Source organism: Paenirhizobium cremeum, from assembly GCF_022884085.1.
GTDB classification, from domain to species: Bacteria; Pseudomonadota; Alphaproteobacteria; order Rhizobiales; family Rhizobiaceae; genus Allorhizobium; species Allorhizobium cremeum.
In genome coordinates, this window is sequence record NZ_JAGGCS010000002.1 from 392,483 (window position 1) to 409,508 (window position 17,026).

At 62.5% G+C, this 17,026-nt stretch carries 12 protein-coding genes; 6 read left to right on the forward strand and 6 right to left on the reverse strand.

All coding sequences use genetic code 11. From position 1 onward, the window contains the following. Nucleotides 1–1,017, reverse strand: coding sequence for an alpha/beta fold hydrolase (locus J5N58_RS05295; protein ID WP_113442279.1), 1,017 nt, complete (start codon nucleotides 1,015–1,017; stop codon nucleotides 1–3). Nucleotides 1,018–1,429: 412 nt separating this feature from the next. Here J5N58_RS05295 and J5N58_RS05300 point away from each other — a divergent pair, with 412 nt between their 5' ends. Further along, nucleotides 1,430–1,897 (forward strand): Hsp20 family protein, encoded by a 468-nt coding sequence (locus tag J5N58_RS05300; RefSeq protein ID WP_112828714.1) that lies wholly within the window; start codon nucleotides 1,430–1,432, stop codon nucleotides 1,895–1,897. Between the two features lie 35 nt (nucleotides 1,898–1,932). On the opposite strand, the gene J5N58_RS05305 is transcribed toward J5N58_RS05300, so the two are convergent. After that, entirely contained in the window at nucleotides 1,933–2,931 is a 999-nt protein-coding gene (locus J5N58_RS05305; RefSeq protein ID WP_113442277.1) for a bile acid:sodium symporter family protein, read from the reverse strand. A 97-nt stretch (nucleotides 2,932–3,028) separates the two neighbouring features. Here J5N58_RS05305 and J5N58_RS05310 point away from each other — a divergent pair, with 97 nt between their 5' ends. Continuing rightward, a complete protein-coding gene (locus J5N58_RS05310; protein ID WP_112828712.1) occupies nucleotides 3,029–3,892 on the forward strand; it encodes a LysR substrate-binding domain-containing protein in 864 nt (287 codons plus the stop codon). Here J5N58_RS05310 and J5N58_RS05315 read toward each other — a convergent pair. Further along, on the reverse strand, nucleotides 3,889–4,944 hold the full coding sequence (locus J5N58_RS05315) for a threonine aldolase family protein (protein WP_112828711.1): 1,056 nt from the start codon (nucleotides 4,942–4,944) through the stop codon (nucleotides 3,889–3,891). The genes J5N58_RS05310 and J5N58_RS05315 overlap by 4 nt on opposite strands. Before the next feature lie 423 nt (nucleotides 4,945–5,367). Here J5N58_RS05315 and gltB point away from each other — a divergent pair, with 423 nt between their 5' ends. The 3 genes from gltB to J5N58_RS05330 are packed head-to-tail and all read left to right on the forward strand — an operon-like array spanning nucleotide 5,368 to nucleotide 11,887. Further along, nucleotides 5,368–10,089, forward strand: a complete 4,722-nt coding sequence (gene gltB / locus J5N58_RS05320; protein WP_244709960.1) for a glutamate synthase large subunit — start codon at nucleotides 5,368–5,370, stop codon at nucleotides 10,087–10,089. Nucleotides 10,090–10,094: 5 nt separating this feature from the next. Next, on the forward strand, nucleotides 10,095–10,421 hold the full coding sequence (locus J5N58_RS05325; protein WP_112828818.1) for a heavy metal-binding domain-containing protein: 327 nt from the start codon (nucleotides 10,095–10,097) through the stop codon (nucleotides 10,419–10,421). An 11-nt stretch (nucleotides 10,422–10,432) separates the two neighbouring features. After that, nucleotides 10,433–11,887: a glutamate synthase subunit beta gene (locus J5N58_RS05330; RefSeq protein ID WP_112828710.1), complete on the forward strand. Its 1,455-nt coding sequence runs from the start codon at nucleotides 10,433–10,435 to the stop codon at nucleotides 11,885–11,887. A gap of 53 nt (nucleotides 11,888–11,940) precedes the next feature. On the opposite strand, the gene J5N58_RS05335 is transcribed toward J5N58_RS05330, so the two are convergent. Both J5N58_RS05335 and J5N58_RS05340 read right to left on the reverse strand, forming a co-directional pair. Next, a complete protein-coding gene (locus J5N58_RS05335; RefSeq protein ID WP_113442275.1) occupies nucleotides 11,941–13,134 on the reverse strand; it encodes an SGNH/GDSL hydrolase family protein in 1,194 nt (397 codons plus the stop codon). 74 nt (nucleotides 13,135–13,208) lie between these two features. Then, nucleotides 13,209–14,420, reverse strand: a complete 1,212-nt coding sequence (locus J5N58_RS05340) for a lytic murein transglycosylase (protein WP_425314453.1) — start codon at nucleotides 14,418–14,420, stop codon at nucleotides 13,209–13,211. A 199-nt stretch (nucleotides 14,421–14,619) separates the two neighbouring features. Between J5N58_RS05340 and galU the strand changes: the two genes are divergently transcribed. Further along, nucleotides 14,620–15,507 (forward strand): UTP--glucose-1-phosphate uridylyltransferase GalU, encoded by an 888-nt coding sequence (gene galU, locus J5N58_RS05345; protein ID WP_112828707.1) that lies wholly within the window; start codon nucleotides 14,620–14,622, stop codon nucleotides 15,505–15,507. A 7-nt stretch (nucleotides 15,508–15,514) separates the two neighbouring features. Here galU and J5N58_RS05350 read toward each other — a convergent pair whose 3' ends face one another. Beyond that, the gene (locus tag J5N58_RS05350) at nucleotides 15,515–17,017 is read right to left on the reverse strand and encodes an outer membrane beta-barrel protein (RefSeq protein ID WP_112828706.1); all 1,503 of its coding nucleotides are present in this window, start codon (nucleotides 17,015–17,017) and stop codon (nucleotides 15,515–15,517) included. Nucleotides 17,018–17,026 lie beyond the last annotated feature (9 nt).

Below are 17,026 nucleotides of genomic sequence, written 5' to 3' on the forward strand. Positions count from 1 at the left end.
TCATTCCTCTAGGGTCTCTACTTCCAGCATTTCGGAGTCCTTCCCGGTAGCCTCTTCCTCAGGGTTTTCGTCTCCGCCGGGGATGAAGGCGTGGAAGGCGGCAAGCGCCTGGGCGCGATAGCGATCCCGCTCGTGCAGGATTTCATGCCGAGCGCCAGGGACGGGGACGAGTTGACCCGCCCGGAAATACTGCGACAGCTTTTCCGGAAAGGCGAAGGGGACGATCGGGTCGTTGCCGGGCGCGACGATCACCGTGGGCACGGTGATCGAGGCGAGGTGTTTCGGGTCGGAAACCTTTGCGATGGTCTTCTGCGCCTCATAGAGCCAGCGCGCTGTCGGTGGGCCGAGCGCGAATTCGGGGTGGGCGGCAAAGATCGCGTTGTTGCGCTCGAAACGGCGCTGGTCCGAGGTCAGCGGATTGCCGTCGAAGGGTTTGATCGGCTCGTCCGCCGTCAGGCACATGCGACCGAAGCCCGTGAAGCTCATCAGGGCTGACAGACGGTAGATATTCTTCGGCGAAAGCTTCTGGCCGCCCAAGCCGACAAACGGCGACATCAGCACCATGCGCTCTATGCGGTTGGCAAGGCGCGGAGCGGCCGCAAGCGCGACCAGTCCGCCGGTCGAATGCGCCAGCAGGAAGAAGGGCAGGCGCGTATCCGGAAGCACGATCTGTTGCAGAAATATGTCGAGGTCGCGGAGATAGTCCGAGAAACGGTGAACGTGGCCCTTACGGGTGTTCTTCAGAAGCCGTTGCGATCCACCCTGGCCGCGGAAATCATAGGTGGCGACCCAAAGGCCGGCGGCGTTCAGGTCGCGGATGGTTTCGAAATATTTCTCGATGGTCTCGTTGCGGCCGTGAAGAAGCACGACCGTTCCCCGGGCCGGCTGCTCGCAGCGGAAGATCGCATAACGCAGCATCACACCGCGATGACCCTTGAAGAAGCCGGCGACCGGGTCTCCGGGAATGGGGTTTCCTGGAGTGGCGTATAGGGGGGTGGCGTGTAGGATCGTGTCCATGCTCGCATCTGCCGAATCGTCAGCGGGCGCACGCGCCCCAATACGGATTCGGATAGGATGAAGGCGGTGCAAGGTCAAAGAAAAAAGCCGGAACCGCTTTCTGGTAAGGCGCTGGCGGTTCCGGCGAAATGAGACCGGAGAGGAAGGGACGATATTCTCCGGCCATCGGGTTCGAGACATCCGATGCTGAAGTTTTAGCGCCGTGGCCCTGAATGACGACTGAAGCGGCCGTTCATCCGGCCTTCACCTTTGTCTTCAATCGCTTGGACGCAGGAAAGCTCTTGAATTGCCCGAAAGCCTTTCCCATCTCATGCATGCGGTCGCCGGAAAGGGACCGCATTCCGGTCCGGCACGGCCAGCAAGGGGTGCCGGATGAGAAAACCGCAATCCGTCGCTTCCCAAGGAGGACACCATGCGTCACGTTGATTTTTCTCCGCTCTACCGTTCCACCGTCGGCTTCGACCGCCTCTTCACGATGCTCGACAGTCTCGGCCAGCCGGAACAGGCCCAGAGCTATCCGCCCTACAACATCGAACGTACCGGCGAGAACACCTACCGCATCACCATGGCCGTTGCCGGCTTCGACGAACGGGAATTGTCGATCGAAGCCCATGCGCATGTGCTCACCGTGAAGGGTGAAAAGGCCGAGGAAGACAAGGTCGAGCAGACCGAGTTCCTTTATCGCGGCATTGCAAAGCGCGCTTTCGAGCGCCGCTTCCAGCTTGCCGATCATGTGGAAGTGACCGCCGCTTCGCTGAAGAACGGCCTTCTGCACATCGATCTCCTGCGCAACATTCCCGAGGCCATGAAGCCGCGCCGCATTGCGATCACCGCAGATGCCGCTGCCCAGCCGAAGGCCATCGAGGCCCATATCAACTAAGGTTCTTCCGGACCGGAATGCTCGAAGCCCCGCTTTCAGGCGGGGCTTTTCGTTTGCGCGGCCATCGGAGCCACTCCGTCCCTGCGGGCCGCATAGCGCTGGGCGATGACGGCGCAGGCCATCAACTGGATCTGGTGAAAGAGCATCAGCGGCAGGACGATGGCGCCGACGCCCTGGCCGGCAAAGATGGCGTTCGCCATGGGAACGCCGCTGGCAAGGCTCTTCTTCGAACCGCAAAAGGTGATGGCGATTTCGTCTTCCCGTGAGAAGCCGAGCAGGCGGCTGCCATACATGGTGGCCGCCAGCGCAATCGCCAGCAGCAGCATGTCGAGCACGATGACGACGGTAATATCGGCGGCGGAGAAGGTGTGCCAGAGACCTTCGGAAACGGCTTCGCTGAAGGCGAGATAAACCACCATCAGGATGGAGCCTCGGTCGACAGGGGCAAGGATCTGCTTGCGGGCGCGGATCCACCTGCCGATCCAGGGTTCCAGCAGCTGGCCGGCGACAAAGGGCACGAGCAGTTGCAGCAGGATCTTCTCCAGCGAATCCAGAGAGAAGCCGCTGCCGCCGGCGGTGGACATCGTCAAGCCGACGAGCAGAGGCGTGAAGAACATGCCGAGAAGGCTTGAAGCGGATGCGGCGCAGACGGCCGCCGAGACGTTGCCTCCGGCCATGGAGGTGAAGGCGATCGACGATTGAACCGTGGAAGGCAGCAGGCAGAGGAAGAGAATGCCGGCGTAAAGCGAAGGGTTGAGCAGGCTGTCGGGAACGAGTCCGGCGGCAAGGCCCAGCAGCGGAAACAGTACGAAGGTGGAGCAGAGGATCGCCAGATGCAGCCGCCAGTGCAACAGGCCTGCAAGCACGACGTCGCGTGAAAGGCGGGCACCGTGAAGGAAGAAGAGAAGGCCGATCGCAATGTTGGTGGCAGTGCCGAAATAGTCGGCGGCCTTGCCGCTGATCGGCAGGACGGATGCAAGAAGCACCGTGCAGACCAGCATGACGGTAAAGCGGTCGGGCAGAAAGCGCTTCATTTGCTGTTCCTCTCTCATCTCTGTCCAAGCGGGCTTTACCTGTGCGTTATCATGAAGCAGGATGCAAACACTAACAATTATCCTGAAATGTGATGATATGCTCAATCTTCACCACCTCGCCAGTTTCGTGATGCTGCAGCAGACCGGCAGTTTCACCCTGGCTGCGGATCGGCTCGGCATCGGTCAGTCGACCATCAGCCAGCATATCCAGCGGCTGGAAAAGTCGCTCGGCCGGCAACTCGTCGCCCGCGATACTCACCGCGTCAGCCTGACAACGGAAGGCGAGGCACTGCTCGGCTATGCCCGCAGCATGCTGGAAATCGACGGCAAGGTGACGGCGCTCTTCGGGGAAAGCAGGCTTCGCGGCCGGCTTCGTTTCGGCATTTCCGAAGATGTGGTCGCCAACCGTTTGAGCGGCATCCTGGAGGATTTCGTCCGGCTCCATCCGCTGGTCGATCTGGAACTGACGGTGGCGCTGAGTGCGGTTCTCTACCAGATGCAGGAGGCGGGGGAGCTCGATCTGGTTCTTGCCAAGCGCCGACTGGACGAGACGCATGGCAAACTGCTCTATCGGGAACCGCTGGTCTGGCTGGCGCGCGATCCGGAGTTCGTGCTGTCACGCGCCGATTTCCTGCCGCTGATCGCTTTCCCGCCTCCGAGCATTACACGGAAGGTGGCGCAGGAGACACTGAACCGGGCCGGGATCGCCTGGAGAGTGGTCTGCACTTGCGGCAGCCTCAGCGGTCTTACCGCCGCCGCCCGTGCCGGCATGGGCGTGTTGGTCCAGCCGCGCAGCATGGCGCCCTCCGGTCTCCGGGAGATCGTGGAGGGCGACCTGCCGCCGCTCGAGGACGTCGAGTTTGTACTGGTGCCGCGACGCGGCGCGGATCAGGCCCTTGTCGATGCCTTGTCCGGGCAGATCCGCTCCCGTATCATGCCACCGTCGCGCGAGGCCTATTAGGCGCCGGTGCAGATGTCGAGGAAGCGGTCGACATCCTCGTCGGTGGTGGCGAAGCTGGTGACGAGGCGAACCAGCACTTCATTTTCCGAGACGAGATGGGGCATATCGCGCGGAACCAGCCAGTCATAAAACTCGGCGCCCTTGGCCTTCGCCTCCTCTGCGAGCGCCTTGTCGAAGACCGCAAACACCTCGTTGCTCTGGGTTTCCCAGGCAAGGCGGGCGCGATTTCCGGTCTTCAGCGTGGAGCGCAGCCGATCGGCCATGGCGTTGGCGTGGCCGGCGAGCTCCAGCCAGAGGCCGTTTTCCAGATAGGCTTCGAACTGAGCGGAGACGAAACGGGTCTTGGAAAAAAGCTGGGCGGAGCGCTTGCGGATATAGGGCATCTCCTCGGCCATGGCAGGATCGAAGAAGATGATCGCCTCGGCGCACCAGCAGCCGTTCTTGGTGCCGCCGAAGGAAAGGATGTCGACGCCGCGTTTCCACGTCATTTCCGCCGGGGTGGCGTCAAGAGCGACGAGCGCGTTGGCGAAACGCGCGCCGTCCATGTGGACCGGCAGGTTCTTCGATTTTGCAATCGCGCAGACCTCGGCGATTTCCTCCAGCGAATAGATGGTGCCGGACTCCGTCGCCTGGGTGAGCGTGACCGCCATCGGGCGCCCCTGGTGGACGGAGGGAACATCGAAGCGCGAAACATGGCCGTGCAACGCCTCGGCATCTATCTTGCCGTTTTCGCCTTCGACTGGATAGAGCCGGCAGGCGCCCGTCAGAAATTCCGGAGCGCCGCCCTCGTCGGCATTCACATGGGCGTCGAAGTGGCAGAAAGTGACGCCGCCGGCGCGCGCGACGCTGGCGAGCGCCAGCGAATTGGCCGCGGTGCCCGTGCCGACGAAGAAGACCGCGACCTCCCGCTCGAAAAGCTCGTTGAAACGGGCCTCGATCCGCTTGTCGAGGTCGCTCGATCCATAGGCTGCGGCATAGCCGGAGGCTTCGCGGGTGAGGCTTTCGGCAATCTTGGGATGGGCGCCGGCCCAGTTGTCGGAGGCAAAAAACATGTCACATTTTTCCAATGACGGGTTGGGGGAGAGACGGGCGATGAGGAGAGTAGGCATTTCGCCGGTCCGATCAATCCATGCCGCGTCGAAAGATGTCGCATTCATGAAGAGCGCAAGAAAATCAGCAAGATGCGGGTGTGTTGCGAAATTTAATTACGCCTGGCTTTCCGCCCTGGCAATTTAGCGTCGCTCAGAGCGTTAATTTTTCCTCTCGTGCCCTTGCGCTTGTATGTGCTTTCTGTCATAGAAAAACAGAAAATAGGTCAGAAGAATTGACCTAATTCGGAATTTTCGAGCCGGTTCGGTTCGCTTGTCATGCTGGTGAGAGCTGATCTTGCCAGAATGCGGCGGCTGCGCCGGCCGTCGGCGCCAGCGGTTCTGGCGGATTTTGCCCGGATATCCGGGCCAATTGGAGGGAAGGCAATGACTGAGATGACGCCATCCGAAGAGATCGTGAAGCCCCTTGGCGATGACGCCGAGAACCGGGCCGGCCGCATGGCCGCTTACGGTCTTCCCGCCAAGCAGGGCCTTTACGACCCGGCGAACGAGCACGATGCCTGCGGCGTCGGCTTCATCGCCCATATGAAGGGCGAGAAGTCGCACCAGATCGTCAAGGACGGTCTGTTCATTCTGGAAAACCTCACCCACCGCGGCGCCGTCGGTGCTGATCCGCTGATGGGCGATGGCGCCGGCATTCTCGTGCAGATTCCCGACCGCTTCTTCCGCGAGGAAATGGCGAAGCAGGGTATTACCCTGCCGAAGGCGGGCGAATACGCCGTCGGTCATTTCTTCTTCCCGCAGGACGAAGAGCAGATCGCGCATTTCAAGAAGGTGATCGCCGAGGTCTGTCATGACGAGGGCCAGAACCTGATCGGCTATCGCGACGTACCGGTCGACAATTCGTCCCTGTCGAAGGCGCCGCATATCGCCGCCACCGAGCCGCGCCACATCCAGGTGTTCATCGGTGCCGGTCAGGACGCTGCGACCCAGGAGCAGTTCGAGCGTCGCCTCTTCCTGCTGCGCAAGGTCATCTCCAATCGCATCTATGACGAGTTCGGCGGGCAGGAAACGGGTTTCTATCCGGTGTCGCTGTCGTCCTCGACCATCGTCTACAAGGGCATGTTCCTGGCGTTCCAGGTCGGCGCCTATTACAAGGATCTTTCCGATCCGCGCTTCGAGTCCGCCGTCGCGCTTGTGCACCAGCGCTTTTCGACCAACACCTTCCCGTCGTGGAAGCTCGCGCACCCCTATCGCATGGTCGCCCATAACGGCGAGATCAACACGCTGCGCGGCAACGTCAACTGGATGGCGGCCCGCCAGGCTTCGGTCTCCTCGCCGCTCTTCGGCGCCGACATTTCCAAGCTCTGGCCGATCTCCTACGAGGGGCAGTCGGATACCGCCTGTTTCGACAACGCGCTCGAATTCCTCATCCGCGGCGGCTATTCCATGGCCCATGCGGTGATGATGCTGATCCCGGAGGCCTGGGCCGGCAACCAGCTGATGAGCCAGGAGCGCAAGGCGTTCTACGAATATCATGCGGCCCTGATGGAGCCGTGGGACGGACCGGCTGCGGTCTGTTTCACCGATGGCACCCAGATCGGCGCCACGCTTGACCGCAACGGCCTGCGTCCGGCCCGTTACCTGGTGACGGACGACGACCGCGTGATCCTCGCTTCCGAAGCCGGTACCCTGCCGGTGCCGGAGGAGCGCATCCTCAAGAAGTGGCGGCTGCAGCCGGGCAAGATGCTGCTCATCGACATGAACAAGGGACGGATCATTTCCGACGAGGAAGTGAAGTCGGATCTTGCCAACAGCCATCCCTATCGTGAATGGCTCGACCGCACCCAGCTCATCCTTGAAGAGCTGAAGCCGGTGGAGCCGCGTGCGCTGCGCCGCGACGTGTCGCTGCTCGACCGCCAGCAGGCTTTCGGCTACACGCTTGAGGACACCAAGCTCCTGATGTCGCCGATGGCAACGACCGGCCAGGAAGCGATCGGCTCGATGGGCACCGACACGCCGATCTCGGCGATGTCGTCGAAGTCGAAGCTGCTCTACACCTATTTCAAGCAGAACTTCGCACAGGTTACCAACCCGCCGATCGATCCGATCCGCGAAGAGCTGGTCATGAGCCTCGTCTCCTTCATCGGACCGCGGCCGAACCTGCTCGACCATGAGGGTGCCGCACACGCCAAGCGCCTGGAAGTCCGCCAGCCGATCCTGACCAACGGCGATCTCGAGAAGATCCGTTCGATCGGTCACACCGAGGACCGCTTCGACACGAAGACGCTCGACTTCACCTACGATGCGGAGCGCGGCGCCGAAAGCATGCCGGAAATGCTTGACCGCCTGTGCGAGCGGGCGGAAGCGGCGGTCAAGGGCGGCTATAACATCATCGTGCTGTCCGACCGCCAGATCGGCCCGGACCGCATCGCGATCCCGGCGCTGCTGGCGACTGCCGCCGTGCATCACCACCTGATCCGCAAGGGGCTGCGTACCTCGGTCGGCCTCGTCGTGGAATCGGGCGAGCCGCGCGAAGTGCACCACTTCTGCTGTCTCGCAGGCTACGGCGCGGAAGCGATCAACCCCTATCTCGCCTTCGACACGCTGCTCGACATGCACAAGCATGGCGAGTTCCCGAAGGAAGTCTCGGAAGACGAAGTCGTCTACCGCTACATCAAGGCTGTCGGAAAGGGCATCCTCAAGGTCATGTCCAAGATGGGCATCTCGACCTACCAGTCCTATTGCGGCGCGCAGATCTTCGATGCCGTCGGCCTGTCTTCGGACCTCGTCGAAAAGTACTTCTTCGGGACGGCGACGACCATCGAGGGCATCGGCCTTGCCGAGATCGCCGAGGAAACCGTTGCCCGCCATCGCGCGGCCTTCGGTCGCGATCCGGTTCTCGCCAACACGCTCGCTATCGGCGGCGAATATGCCTATCGCATGCGTGGCGAAAACCACGCCTGGAGCCCGGATTCGATTGCCGCCCTGCAGCACGCCGTTCGCGGCAACAGTCAGGACCGCTACCGCGAATTCGCCAAGCTGGTGAACGAGAGCTCGCTCAGGATGAACACCATCCGAGGCCTGTTCAACATCAAGTCCGCGGAAGCGCTCGGCCGCAAGCCGATCCCGGTGGAAGACGTCGAACCGGCAGCCGAAATCGTCAAGCGCTTCTCGACCGGGGCAATGTCCTTCGGCTCGATCAGCCGTGAGGCGCACGCGACGCTCGCCGTCGCCATGAACCGGATCGGCGGCAAGTCGAACACCGGCGAGGGAGGCGAGGAAGCCGACCGGTACACGCCGCTCTACGACGGCTCGAAGAACCCGGAACGTTCCGCCATCAAGCAGGTGGCTTCGGGCCGCTTCGGCGTGACCACCGAATACCTGGTCAATGCCGATGTGCTGCAGATCAAGGTCGCGCAGGGCGCAAAGCCCGGCGAGGGCGGTCAGCTGCCCGGCCACAAGGTCGATGCGACGATCGCCAAGACTCGTCACTCCACGCCGGGCGTCGGCCTGATCTCGCCGCCGCCGCATCATGACATCTACTCGATCGAGGATCTGGCGCAGCTGATCTTCGACCTGAAGAACGTCAATCCGGTGGCCGATATCTCGGTCAAGCTGGTGTCGGAAGTGGGTGTCGGCACGGTTGCCGCCGGTGTCGCCAAGGCGCGCGCCGATCATATCACCGTTGCCGGCTTCGACGGCGGCACGGGAGCTTCCCCGCTGACCTCCCTGAAGCATGCCGGTTCTCCGTGGGAAATCGGCCTTGCCGAAACCCAGCAGACGCTGGTGCTGAACGGCCTTCGCTCGCGCGTTGCGCTGCAGGTCGATGGCGGTCTGAAGACCGGCCGCGACGTTATCATCGGTGCGCTGCTCGGGGCCGACGAATTCGGCTTCGCCACCGCGCCGCTGATCGCCGCCGGCTGCATCATGATGCGCAAGTGCCACCTGAACACCTGCCCGGTCGGCGTTGCGACCCAGGACCCGGTCCTGCGCAAGCGCTTCAAGGGCACGCCGGAACACGTCATCAACTACTTCTTCTTCGTGGCCGAAGAAGTGCGCGAGATCCTCGCTTCGCTGGGCGTTGCCCGGCTCGACGAGATCATCGGCGCTTCCGAGCTGCTGGAGAAGGACGAGATGCTGGCGCACTGGAAGGCGAAGGGGCTCGACTTCAGCAAGATCTTCCACAAGGTCGAGGCTCCGAAGGAAGCGACCTACTGGACGACCCGCCAGAAGCACCCGATCGACGACGTGCTCGACCGCAAGCTGATCGAGAAGGCGATGCCGGCTCTCGAAAGCAAGCAGCCCGTCGTGTTCGACGTCGACATCAAGAACGTCGACCGTTCGGCAGGCGCCATGCTTTCGGGCGAGCTTGCCAAGCGTCACGGCCACAAGGGCCTCAAGGACGACACCATCCATGTCACGCTGAACGGCACGGCCGGTCAGTCCTTCGGCGCCTTCCTTGCCCGCGGCATCACCTTCGATCTCGTTGGCGACGGCAACGACTATGTCGGCAAGGGTCTGTCGGGCGGCCGCATCATCGTGCGTCCGCCGGAAAACACGCGGATCGTCGCCGAGAACTCGATCATCGTCGGCAACACGGTGCTTTATGGCGCCATCGCCGGAGAGTGCTACTTCCGTGGCGTCGCCGGCGAACGTTTCGCCGTACGCAATTCCGGGGCGGTTGCCGTCGTCGAGGGTGTGGGCGACCATGGCTGCGAATACATGACCGGCGGCGTCGTCGTCGTGCTTGGCGGAACGGGTCGCAACTTCGCGGCCGGCATGTCGGGCGGTGTCGCCTATGTGCTGGACGAGAGCGGCGATTTCGCTTCCCGCTGCAACATGGCGATGGTCGAACTCGAACCGGTTCCGGAAGAGGACGACATGCTGGAGAAGCTGCACCACCACGGCGGCGACCTGATGCACAAGGGGCTGGTCGACGTGTCGGGCGACATGACCCGCCACGACGAGGAGCGGCTTTACCAGCTCATCTCCAACCACCTGCACTACACGGGCTCGGCCCGCGCCAAGGAAGTGCTCGACCGCTGGGCCGAGTTCCGTCCGAAGTTCCGCAAGGTCATGCCGGTCGAATACCGGCGCGCGCTTGAGGAAATGGAGCGCATGCGCATGGGAGTGGCTGCCGAATGAGCGGGATGACCATTGCCACGACCAGCACGCTCGAGGGCAGGACGATCGTCGAATACAAGGGCATCGTCGCAGGCGAGGCGATCCTCGGGACGAATATCTTCCGGGATCTGTTCGCGGGTATCCGCGATCTCGTAGGAGGCCGTTCTGCTTCCTACGAGCAGGTCCTGCGCGAGGCCCGGGAAACGGCACTTCGCGAACTCGAAGAGCAGGCGAGAAGCCTCGGCGCCGATGCAGTGGTCGGCGTCGACATCGACTATGAGAACATTTCGACCGGGTCCAGCGGCTCCATGCTGATGGTGTCTGCATCCGGAACCGCAGTAGTGACACGGTAAGGGGAAGCACGATGGGCAAGGTTACAGGTTTCATGGAAATCGACCGGCAGGTGGCGAAGTATCAGCCCGCCTCCGACCGCATCCGCCATTTCCGCGAATTCACCATTCCGATGTCGGATGCCGAGGTCACCAAGCAGGCCGCGCGCTGTATGGACTGCGGCATTCCTTATTGCCACGGCCCGACGGGCTGCCCGGTCCATAACCAGATCCCCGACTGGAACGATCTCGTCTACAACAACAAGTGGGAGGAGGCGATCCGCAACCTCCATTCCACCAACAACTTTCCGGAATTTACCGGCCGCGTCTGTCCGGCGCCGTGCGAGGAAGCCTGCACGCTGAACCTCGAGGACACGCCTGTCGCGATCAAGACCGTCGAGCAGGCAATTGCCGACAAGGCCTATGAGCTGGGTTTCATCGTGCCGCAGCCGGCGACGGTTCACACCGGCAAGAAGGTCGCCGTCATTGGTTCGGGGCCGTCCGGTCTCGCCGCTGCCCAGCAGCTCGGCCGCGCGGGTCACGAGGTCCATGTCTACGAGCGCGAGTCCAAGCCCGGCGGGTTGCTGCGTTACGGCATTCCGGACTTCAAGATGGAGAAGAATTTCATCGACCGCCGCGTCGAACAGATGAAGGGCGAGAACGTCACCTTCCATTGCGGCGTCAATGTCGGGGTCGACGTGAAGGTTGAGACGCTGCTGGCGGACTACGATGCCGTGCTCTATTGCGGCGGTTCGGAAACGCCCCGCGAGGCCGGCATTCCGGGCGTCGACCTGCACGGCGTTTATGACGCCATGCCCTATCTGGTTCAGCAGAACCGCCGCGTCGGCCGCGAGAATATCGATTCGACCGGCTGGCCGTCCGATCCGATCCTTGCCGGCGGCAAGCATGTCGTCGTCGTCGGCGGTGGCGATACGGCGTCCGACTGCGTCGGCACCGCATTCCGTCAGGGCGCGGTGAAGGTCACCCAGCTCGACATCCGCCCGCGTCCGCCGGAAAAGGAAGACAAGCTCGCCGTCTGGCCGTTCTGGGCGACGAAAATGCGGACCTCTTCCTCGCAGGCCGAAGGCGCGATCCGCGAATTCCAAGTTGCCACGCTCGAATTCGTTGGCGAAGACGGTGTGCTGACGGGTGTGAAGTGCTGCCAGGTGGATGATCGCCGCAAGCCGATCGCCGGCACGGAGTTCATCATCAAGGCCGACCTCGGATTCATCGCCATCGGTTTCTCCGGCCCGTTCAAGGACAGCGTGCTGAAGGAACTCGATGGCAAGCTCAAGCTCAATGTCGACAGCCGTGGTTCGACCAACGTCGTTGCAAACACCAACGACTACAAGACCTCGGTCGACAAGCTCTGGACGGCGGGCGACGTGCGTCGCGGCCAGTCGCTGGTGGTCTGGGCCATCCGCGAGGGACGCCAGGCCGCCCGCGCCATCGACGAGGCGCTGATGGGATCGAGCGTCCTGCCGCGTTGATTGTCCGCGGATAACGAGATGAAGGGGCCGCGGTGACGCGGCCCTTTTTGCGTTTACGGACTGGTGGAGCCGGTGGTGATGATACGCACGTCGTCCGCGCGGCCGGCCGGCGGCGGGGGCAGCACGCCGTTCCTGACTAGCTGTTCGCGGGGAGAGGGAATGCTGGCAACAGGCAGCGGCGCTCCGCCGAGCAATTCGGTCGCGCCATCGAGTTCGGGGTCGAACAGGTCGATCGGCGGTGTCCTTACGACATTCTGTATCTCCGCCGGCGGCAGGTCGACGAGGACAGGCAGGTTGCTTGCATCCAGCCGCACGAGATCCGGGCTGGTCAGGTCGCCCAGATAGCGGCGGGCCGGTTTTTCGACATAGAAGGCGAGTTTGCGCTTTCCGGGAGGCGTCAGGCCGATCCCGTCCGTGCCGCGCAGGCGCACCTGCTGGCCGTTGATATCCGAGCCGGTGACGATGAAGCGGCCGTCCTGATCGACGAAGCCATCCCAGACATCGACGAACTCGGCGCCGATCTTTTCGGCTGCGGCGCGATAGACGCCGTTGAGCTTCAGGGCATCGGCCGTCATGTTCTGCGGACGAAAGGCGGGGAGGCCGACCCAGATCAAGGGCAACTGGCGCTGCCTGACGGTATTTCCAAGGGCGACGATGCGCCTCTCGTATTCCTTGAACCAGCCGTCGGTGCGGAAATCGAGTTTTCCTTCCGCCGTCTCCATCTGCTGGCGGTCGTTGGCGCCGATCTCGATGACCACGAGAGCGGGCTTTACCTCATCGAGGATGGCAGGAAGCTGCGCCTGCCAGTCGTAATAGTCGCCACGCACGAGGCCGGAAGAGCCGTTGCTGCGTTCTTCGACAATGACGCCGGGAGACGTTGCGAAGGCCTCCTGCAGGCCCTCCGCCAGGCCATCGGCCACGAAGTCGCCGACCACCAGGATCTTGCGCGCATCCTCCAGCTTGGCCACGGGCGGCGGCGGGGCCGGAGCCGTCGTCGTTATCGTCGTGACGCTGGGGGAGGTCGGTTTCTTGCGTGCACGCGGGATCTTGACCTGCTTGCGCGGCACCGGCGGCGGTTCCACATAGCGGGGTTCGCGCGTGCCGAACAGAAGATCGAGCAGCGTGCGGCGCTCGCCATATTGCTGCGCCTCCGCCGTGTCGAAAGCCATGGCAAGAGAGGCCGCAAGCGACAGGGCGAGGACGACGGTCCTTCGCCGGGAATTCGATTGCTGGTTTGCCCCGCGCATCCGCTTCGTCGCCTCTTGCCTGCCTCACCGCCGTCGCGAGATCAATCGATATGTGGATCGCGTCGCGATGCTTGTCAATTCCGCAGGGCGTCGAGCAATACGCGCGACGGCTGTCCGTCTACCGACATGCCGAGCCGCGACTGGATCGCTTCGATCGCGGCCTTGGAGCCGGAACCGAAATTGCCGTCGATCTTGCCGTCGTAATAGCCGAGTTCCTGCATCCGCGCCTGCAGTTCGAACTTCTCCTTGATGTCCAGGCTGTTGTGCGGGCGCGGCCAGGCCTGCTGCACGCCGCCGTAGCCGGCAATTTCGTCGGCCAGCATACCGACCGCCAGGGCATAGGAATCGGCCGCATTGTAGCGCTTGATGACGAAGAAATTCTTGGTCATCAGGAAGCCCGGACCGTTCGGTCCGCCGGGCATCTTCAACTCGGCGCGCTCTGTGCCGTTCTTGAAGCCCTTGCCGCTCGGACGGGTGAAGCCGAGGGCTGCCCATTGCGCCAGCGTCTTGGTCTTGCCGGCATGGGCGGCGCCGCCCGCCGGAACGACGATTTCGTAGCCCCAGGTCTTTCCGGTCTGCCAGTCGTTCTTCTGCAGCAGGTTGGCCGAGGTGGCGAGCGCATCCGGGACGGAGTGCCAGATATCCTTCTTGCCATTGCCGTCGGCGTCGACCGCATAAAGAAGGTAGCTCGACGGAATGAACTGGGTATGCCCCATGGCACCGGCCCATGACCCCATCAGCCCCTTAGAGGTGACGTTGCCGCTCTGCAGCATCTTGAGCGCGGCAATCAGCTGTTTCTGCGCGTATTTCGAACGCTTCGGATCGGCGTAGGCGAGGGTTGCCAGCGCCCGGGGCACGTGGTGCAGCCTTTCCGGCGTCTCAAGAGCCGCGCCGTAATTCGATTCCATCGACCAGATCGCCAGAAGGATGTTCTTGTCGACGCCGAAATGGCGCTCTATGGCAGCGAGCGTCGGACCGTATTTGGCGGCCATCTCGCGGCCGACCTTCACGGTGTAGGGATTGACGCGCGAATCGAGGTAGTCCCAGATCTGCGACTTGAATTCCGGCTGATAGCGGGCCTTTTCGAGAACGAAGTCATCGGGCTCGCTGACGCCGGCGAAGGCCTGGTTATAGGTCTTCTGACTGATGCCGTTCTGCGCGGCCGTCGCGTAAAAGCCGTTGATCCACTTCTTGAAGCCGGCATCCGCGCGGGCTTCGACCGGCAGAAGGCCGGCTACGATCGAAAAAGCAAGGGCGCCAAAAAGCTTGCGACTGGTTCGGTTCATGGACATCTCCCCGTCAAATTTACGGTTCGCTTTCAGGCCGCGTCGGCGGCTGTTCACCCTAGGTTAATGCTATAGCGTCAACAAATTCTTTACCATCGACCGCCTGTCGAGGGTAGCCTTTGCGAAACCGTAGTAAAGATATACTAGTTGGCATTGGCGTATAGAAGGCGCCTTACAAGTCATCCTCCAGGAGGAATGTGTGGTTCAACGAAATAAACTCCGAAAAGCCGTTTTCCCCGTTGCCGGTCTGGGCACGCGTTTCCTTCCCGCGACCAAGGCCGTTCCGAAAGAAATGCTGACCGTCGTGGACAAGCCGGTCATTCAATACGTTGTCGATGAGGCCATAGAGGCAGGCATCGAGCATTTTGTCTTCGTCACCGGTCGCGGAAAGGCCGTCATCGAAGACTATTTCGATATTCAGTTCGAACTGGAACAGACCCTCAAGAGCCGTAACAAGAATGCCGAGCTGACGCTGCTTTCCGGCCTGCTTCCCAAGGCGGGCACTGCGAGCTTTACCCGTCAGCAGGAGCCGCTCGGCCTCGGCCATGCCGTATGGTGCGCCCGCGATATCGTCGGCGACGAACCTTTTGCCCTTCTCCTCCCCGATATGATCATGCGCGGCGAAAAGGGCTGCCTGAAAGGCATGGTCGAACTTTACGAAAAGGCCGGCGGCAATATCATTGCCGTCGAGGAATGCGCTCCCGAACAGGCCCATAAATACGGGATCGTCGGTGTCGGCGAGATGCTGGACGGCGGCTTCCGCATCACAGAAATGGTCGAAAAACCGGCCAAGGGAACCGCTCCCTCCAACTTCTTCATCAATGGCCGCTATATCCTGCAGCCCGAGATCTTCAAGATTCTCGAAACCCAGGAGCGCGGCGCCGGCAACGAAATCCAGCTGACCGACGGCATGCTGAAACTTGCCAAGGAACAGGCCTTCGCCGGCTATCACTTCAAGGGCGATACCTTCGACTGCGGCGCCAAGGATGGCTTCATCCTCGCCAACGTCGCCTTCGCGCTCGATCGTGCGGACATCCGCCCGACCGTCGAGGAGCCGCTCAAGGCCCTTATCGCGGCCCTCAAATAAGAGAGGCTCAGCGCTTGGTGGTCAAACCGACCATCGCGCGCATCACATTGCTATCGGCGGCGGACTTGTATTCGGTTCTTTCGTAGCTGAGGTCCGCCGCCAGATCGAGATAGCGGTTCACGCTCCAGGTCAGTCCGGCACCGGTGGTATAGGTCACCGTGTCGGGCGGAGCGGTGTCATCCTGATATTCGGTCCAGCGTGACGATCCCGACAGGCGGGCAACGAGATTGCTGCGCAACCGATGCTCGACTTCGGCGTTGAGGGCATAGATGACCGATCCGCTCAGTCCCGCTGTGGTCGAGGGATCGATCGTGGTCGTCAGCCCGAGATTGACGTCGGTGCCCTGCCGTGGCGACCAGTAGACGTTGCCATCGATGGTCATGGCGCCGATTTCCTTCAGCCGTTCGTCGTCGAAACGTTGCTGACGGTAGCCGAGGCCGATTTCGCCGCGCAGCTTTTCGCCGAAATCGGCGGCAATGCCGGCCTTGGCCGCGTAGAACTCGCCGGAGCGGCGATAACCCTCCGAATCCGTCTTTTCGTCATAGGCGACGCGACCGACCGAGACCTCCGTAAAGGGCGTCAGCGCCGGCGACACCTCGTAGCCGATGCGACCGCGCAAGGTGCCCGAGAGGCGGTTGCGGTCGCTGAGTGAGACCATGGTGCCGTCGGAAAGTTCCGCATCGGAATATTGCCAGCGTTCCAGGTCTGCACCGACCGTGCCGCGCAGCCTGCCGAAATCGTGTTCCACCGAAACGCCGCCGGTGTACATATGGACCCCTGACTGCACGGCGGCTCCCGAAATGGCGTTCGGATCGTTGGTGTCTTCACGGCTGAAGGAATAGCCGCCCGTGATGTGAGCGACTGTATCGTGGGAGATATCGAGCCTGAGGTCGGCATTGACGTTTGCGTTCGGATCGGTCGCTCCGTGGCCGGAGATATTCCTCTGCCAATAGCCTTCGCCGCCGATGGTCAGTTCGTGGCGTGACCAGTCGGAGGTGAGACTGCCTTTCAGGCCTGTTTCCATATAGTTGCGGGTCTCGCGGCCTTCGCTGTCGTCGGTGGTTTCGCTGCCGAATCGCTGGATGATGGATGGGCGCAGCACCATGGTGCCGAGCCGGATGCCGTCCGTTTCTTCCGCTTCGCGCCGGATGCGCTGGGCGGTGGCGTCGTCAAGCGTCGTCTCGCGCAGGTTCATGCGGCCGAAATCGTCTTCCGGAGCGGCAAGGTCGGCGTCGGTGAAGTCGGGAGAGGTCGTGCTGCCGGTGGCAAGCGGGTCGGTTGCAGTTGCACCGGTGGTGGCTGTGGCCTGAGGTGTTGTCGTCGCCGCTCCCGGTTGCTGCAGGGGCGTTGAAGACGACGAACCGGCCGGTGTCGCTGTCTGGGGCGGGAGGACTGTCTGGGCGAGCGATGGCGATGCAGGGCCGAACAGGCTTGCCGCCAGGACGCCGGCGAGGCGGCGGGTCCTGCGGCAACGGGCGTGCGCCGTTCCGGTCTTCTTATTTTGAACCATCGGGTTGTT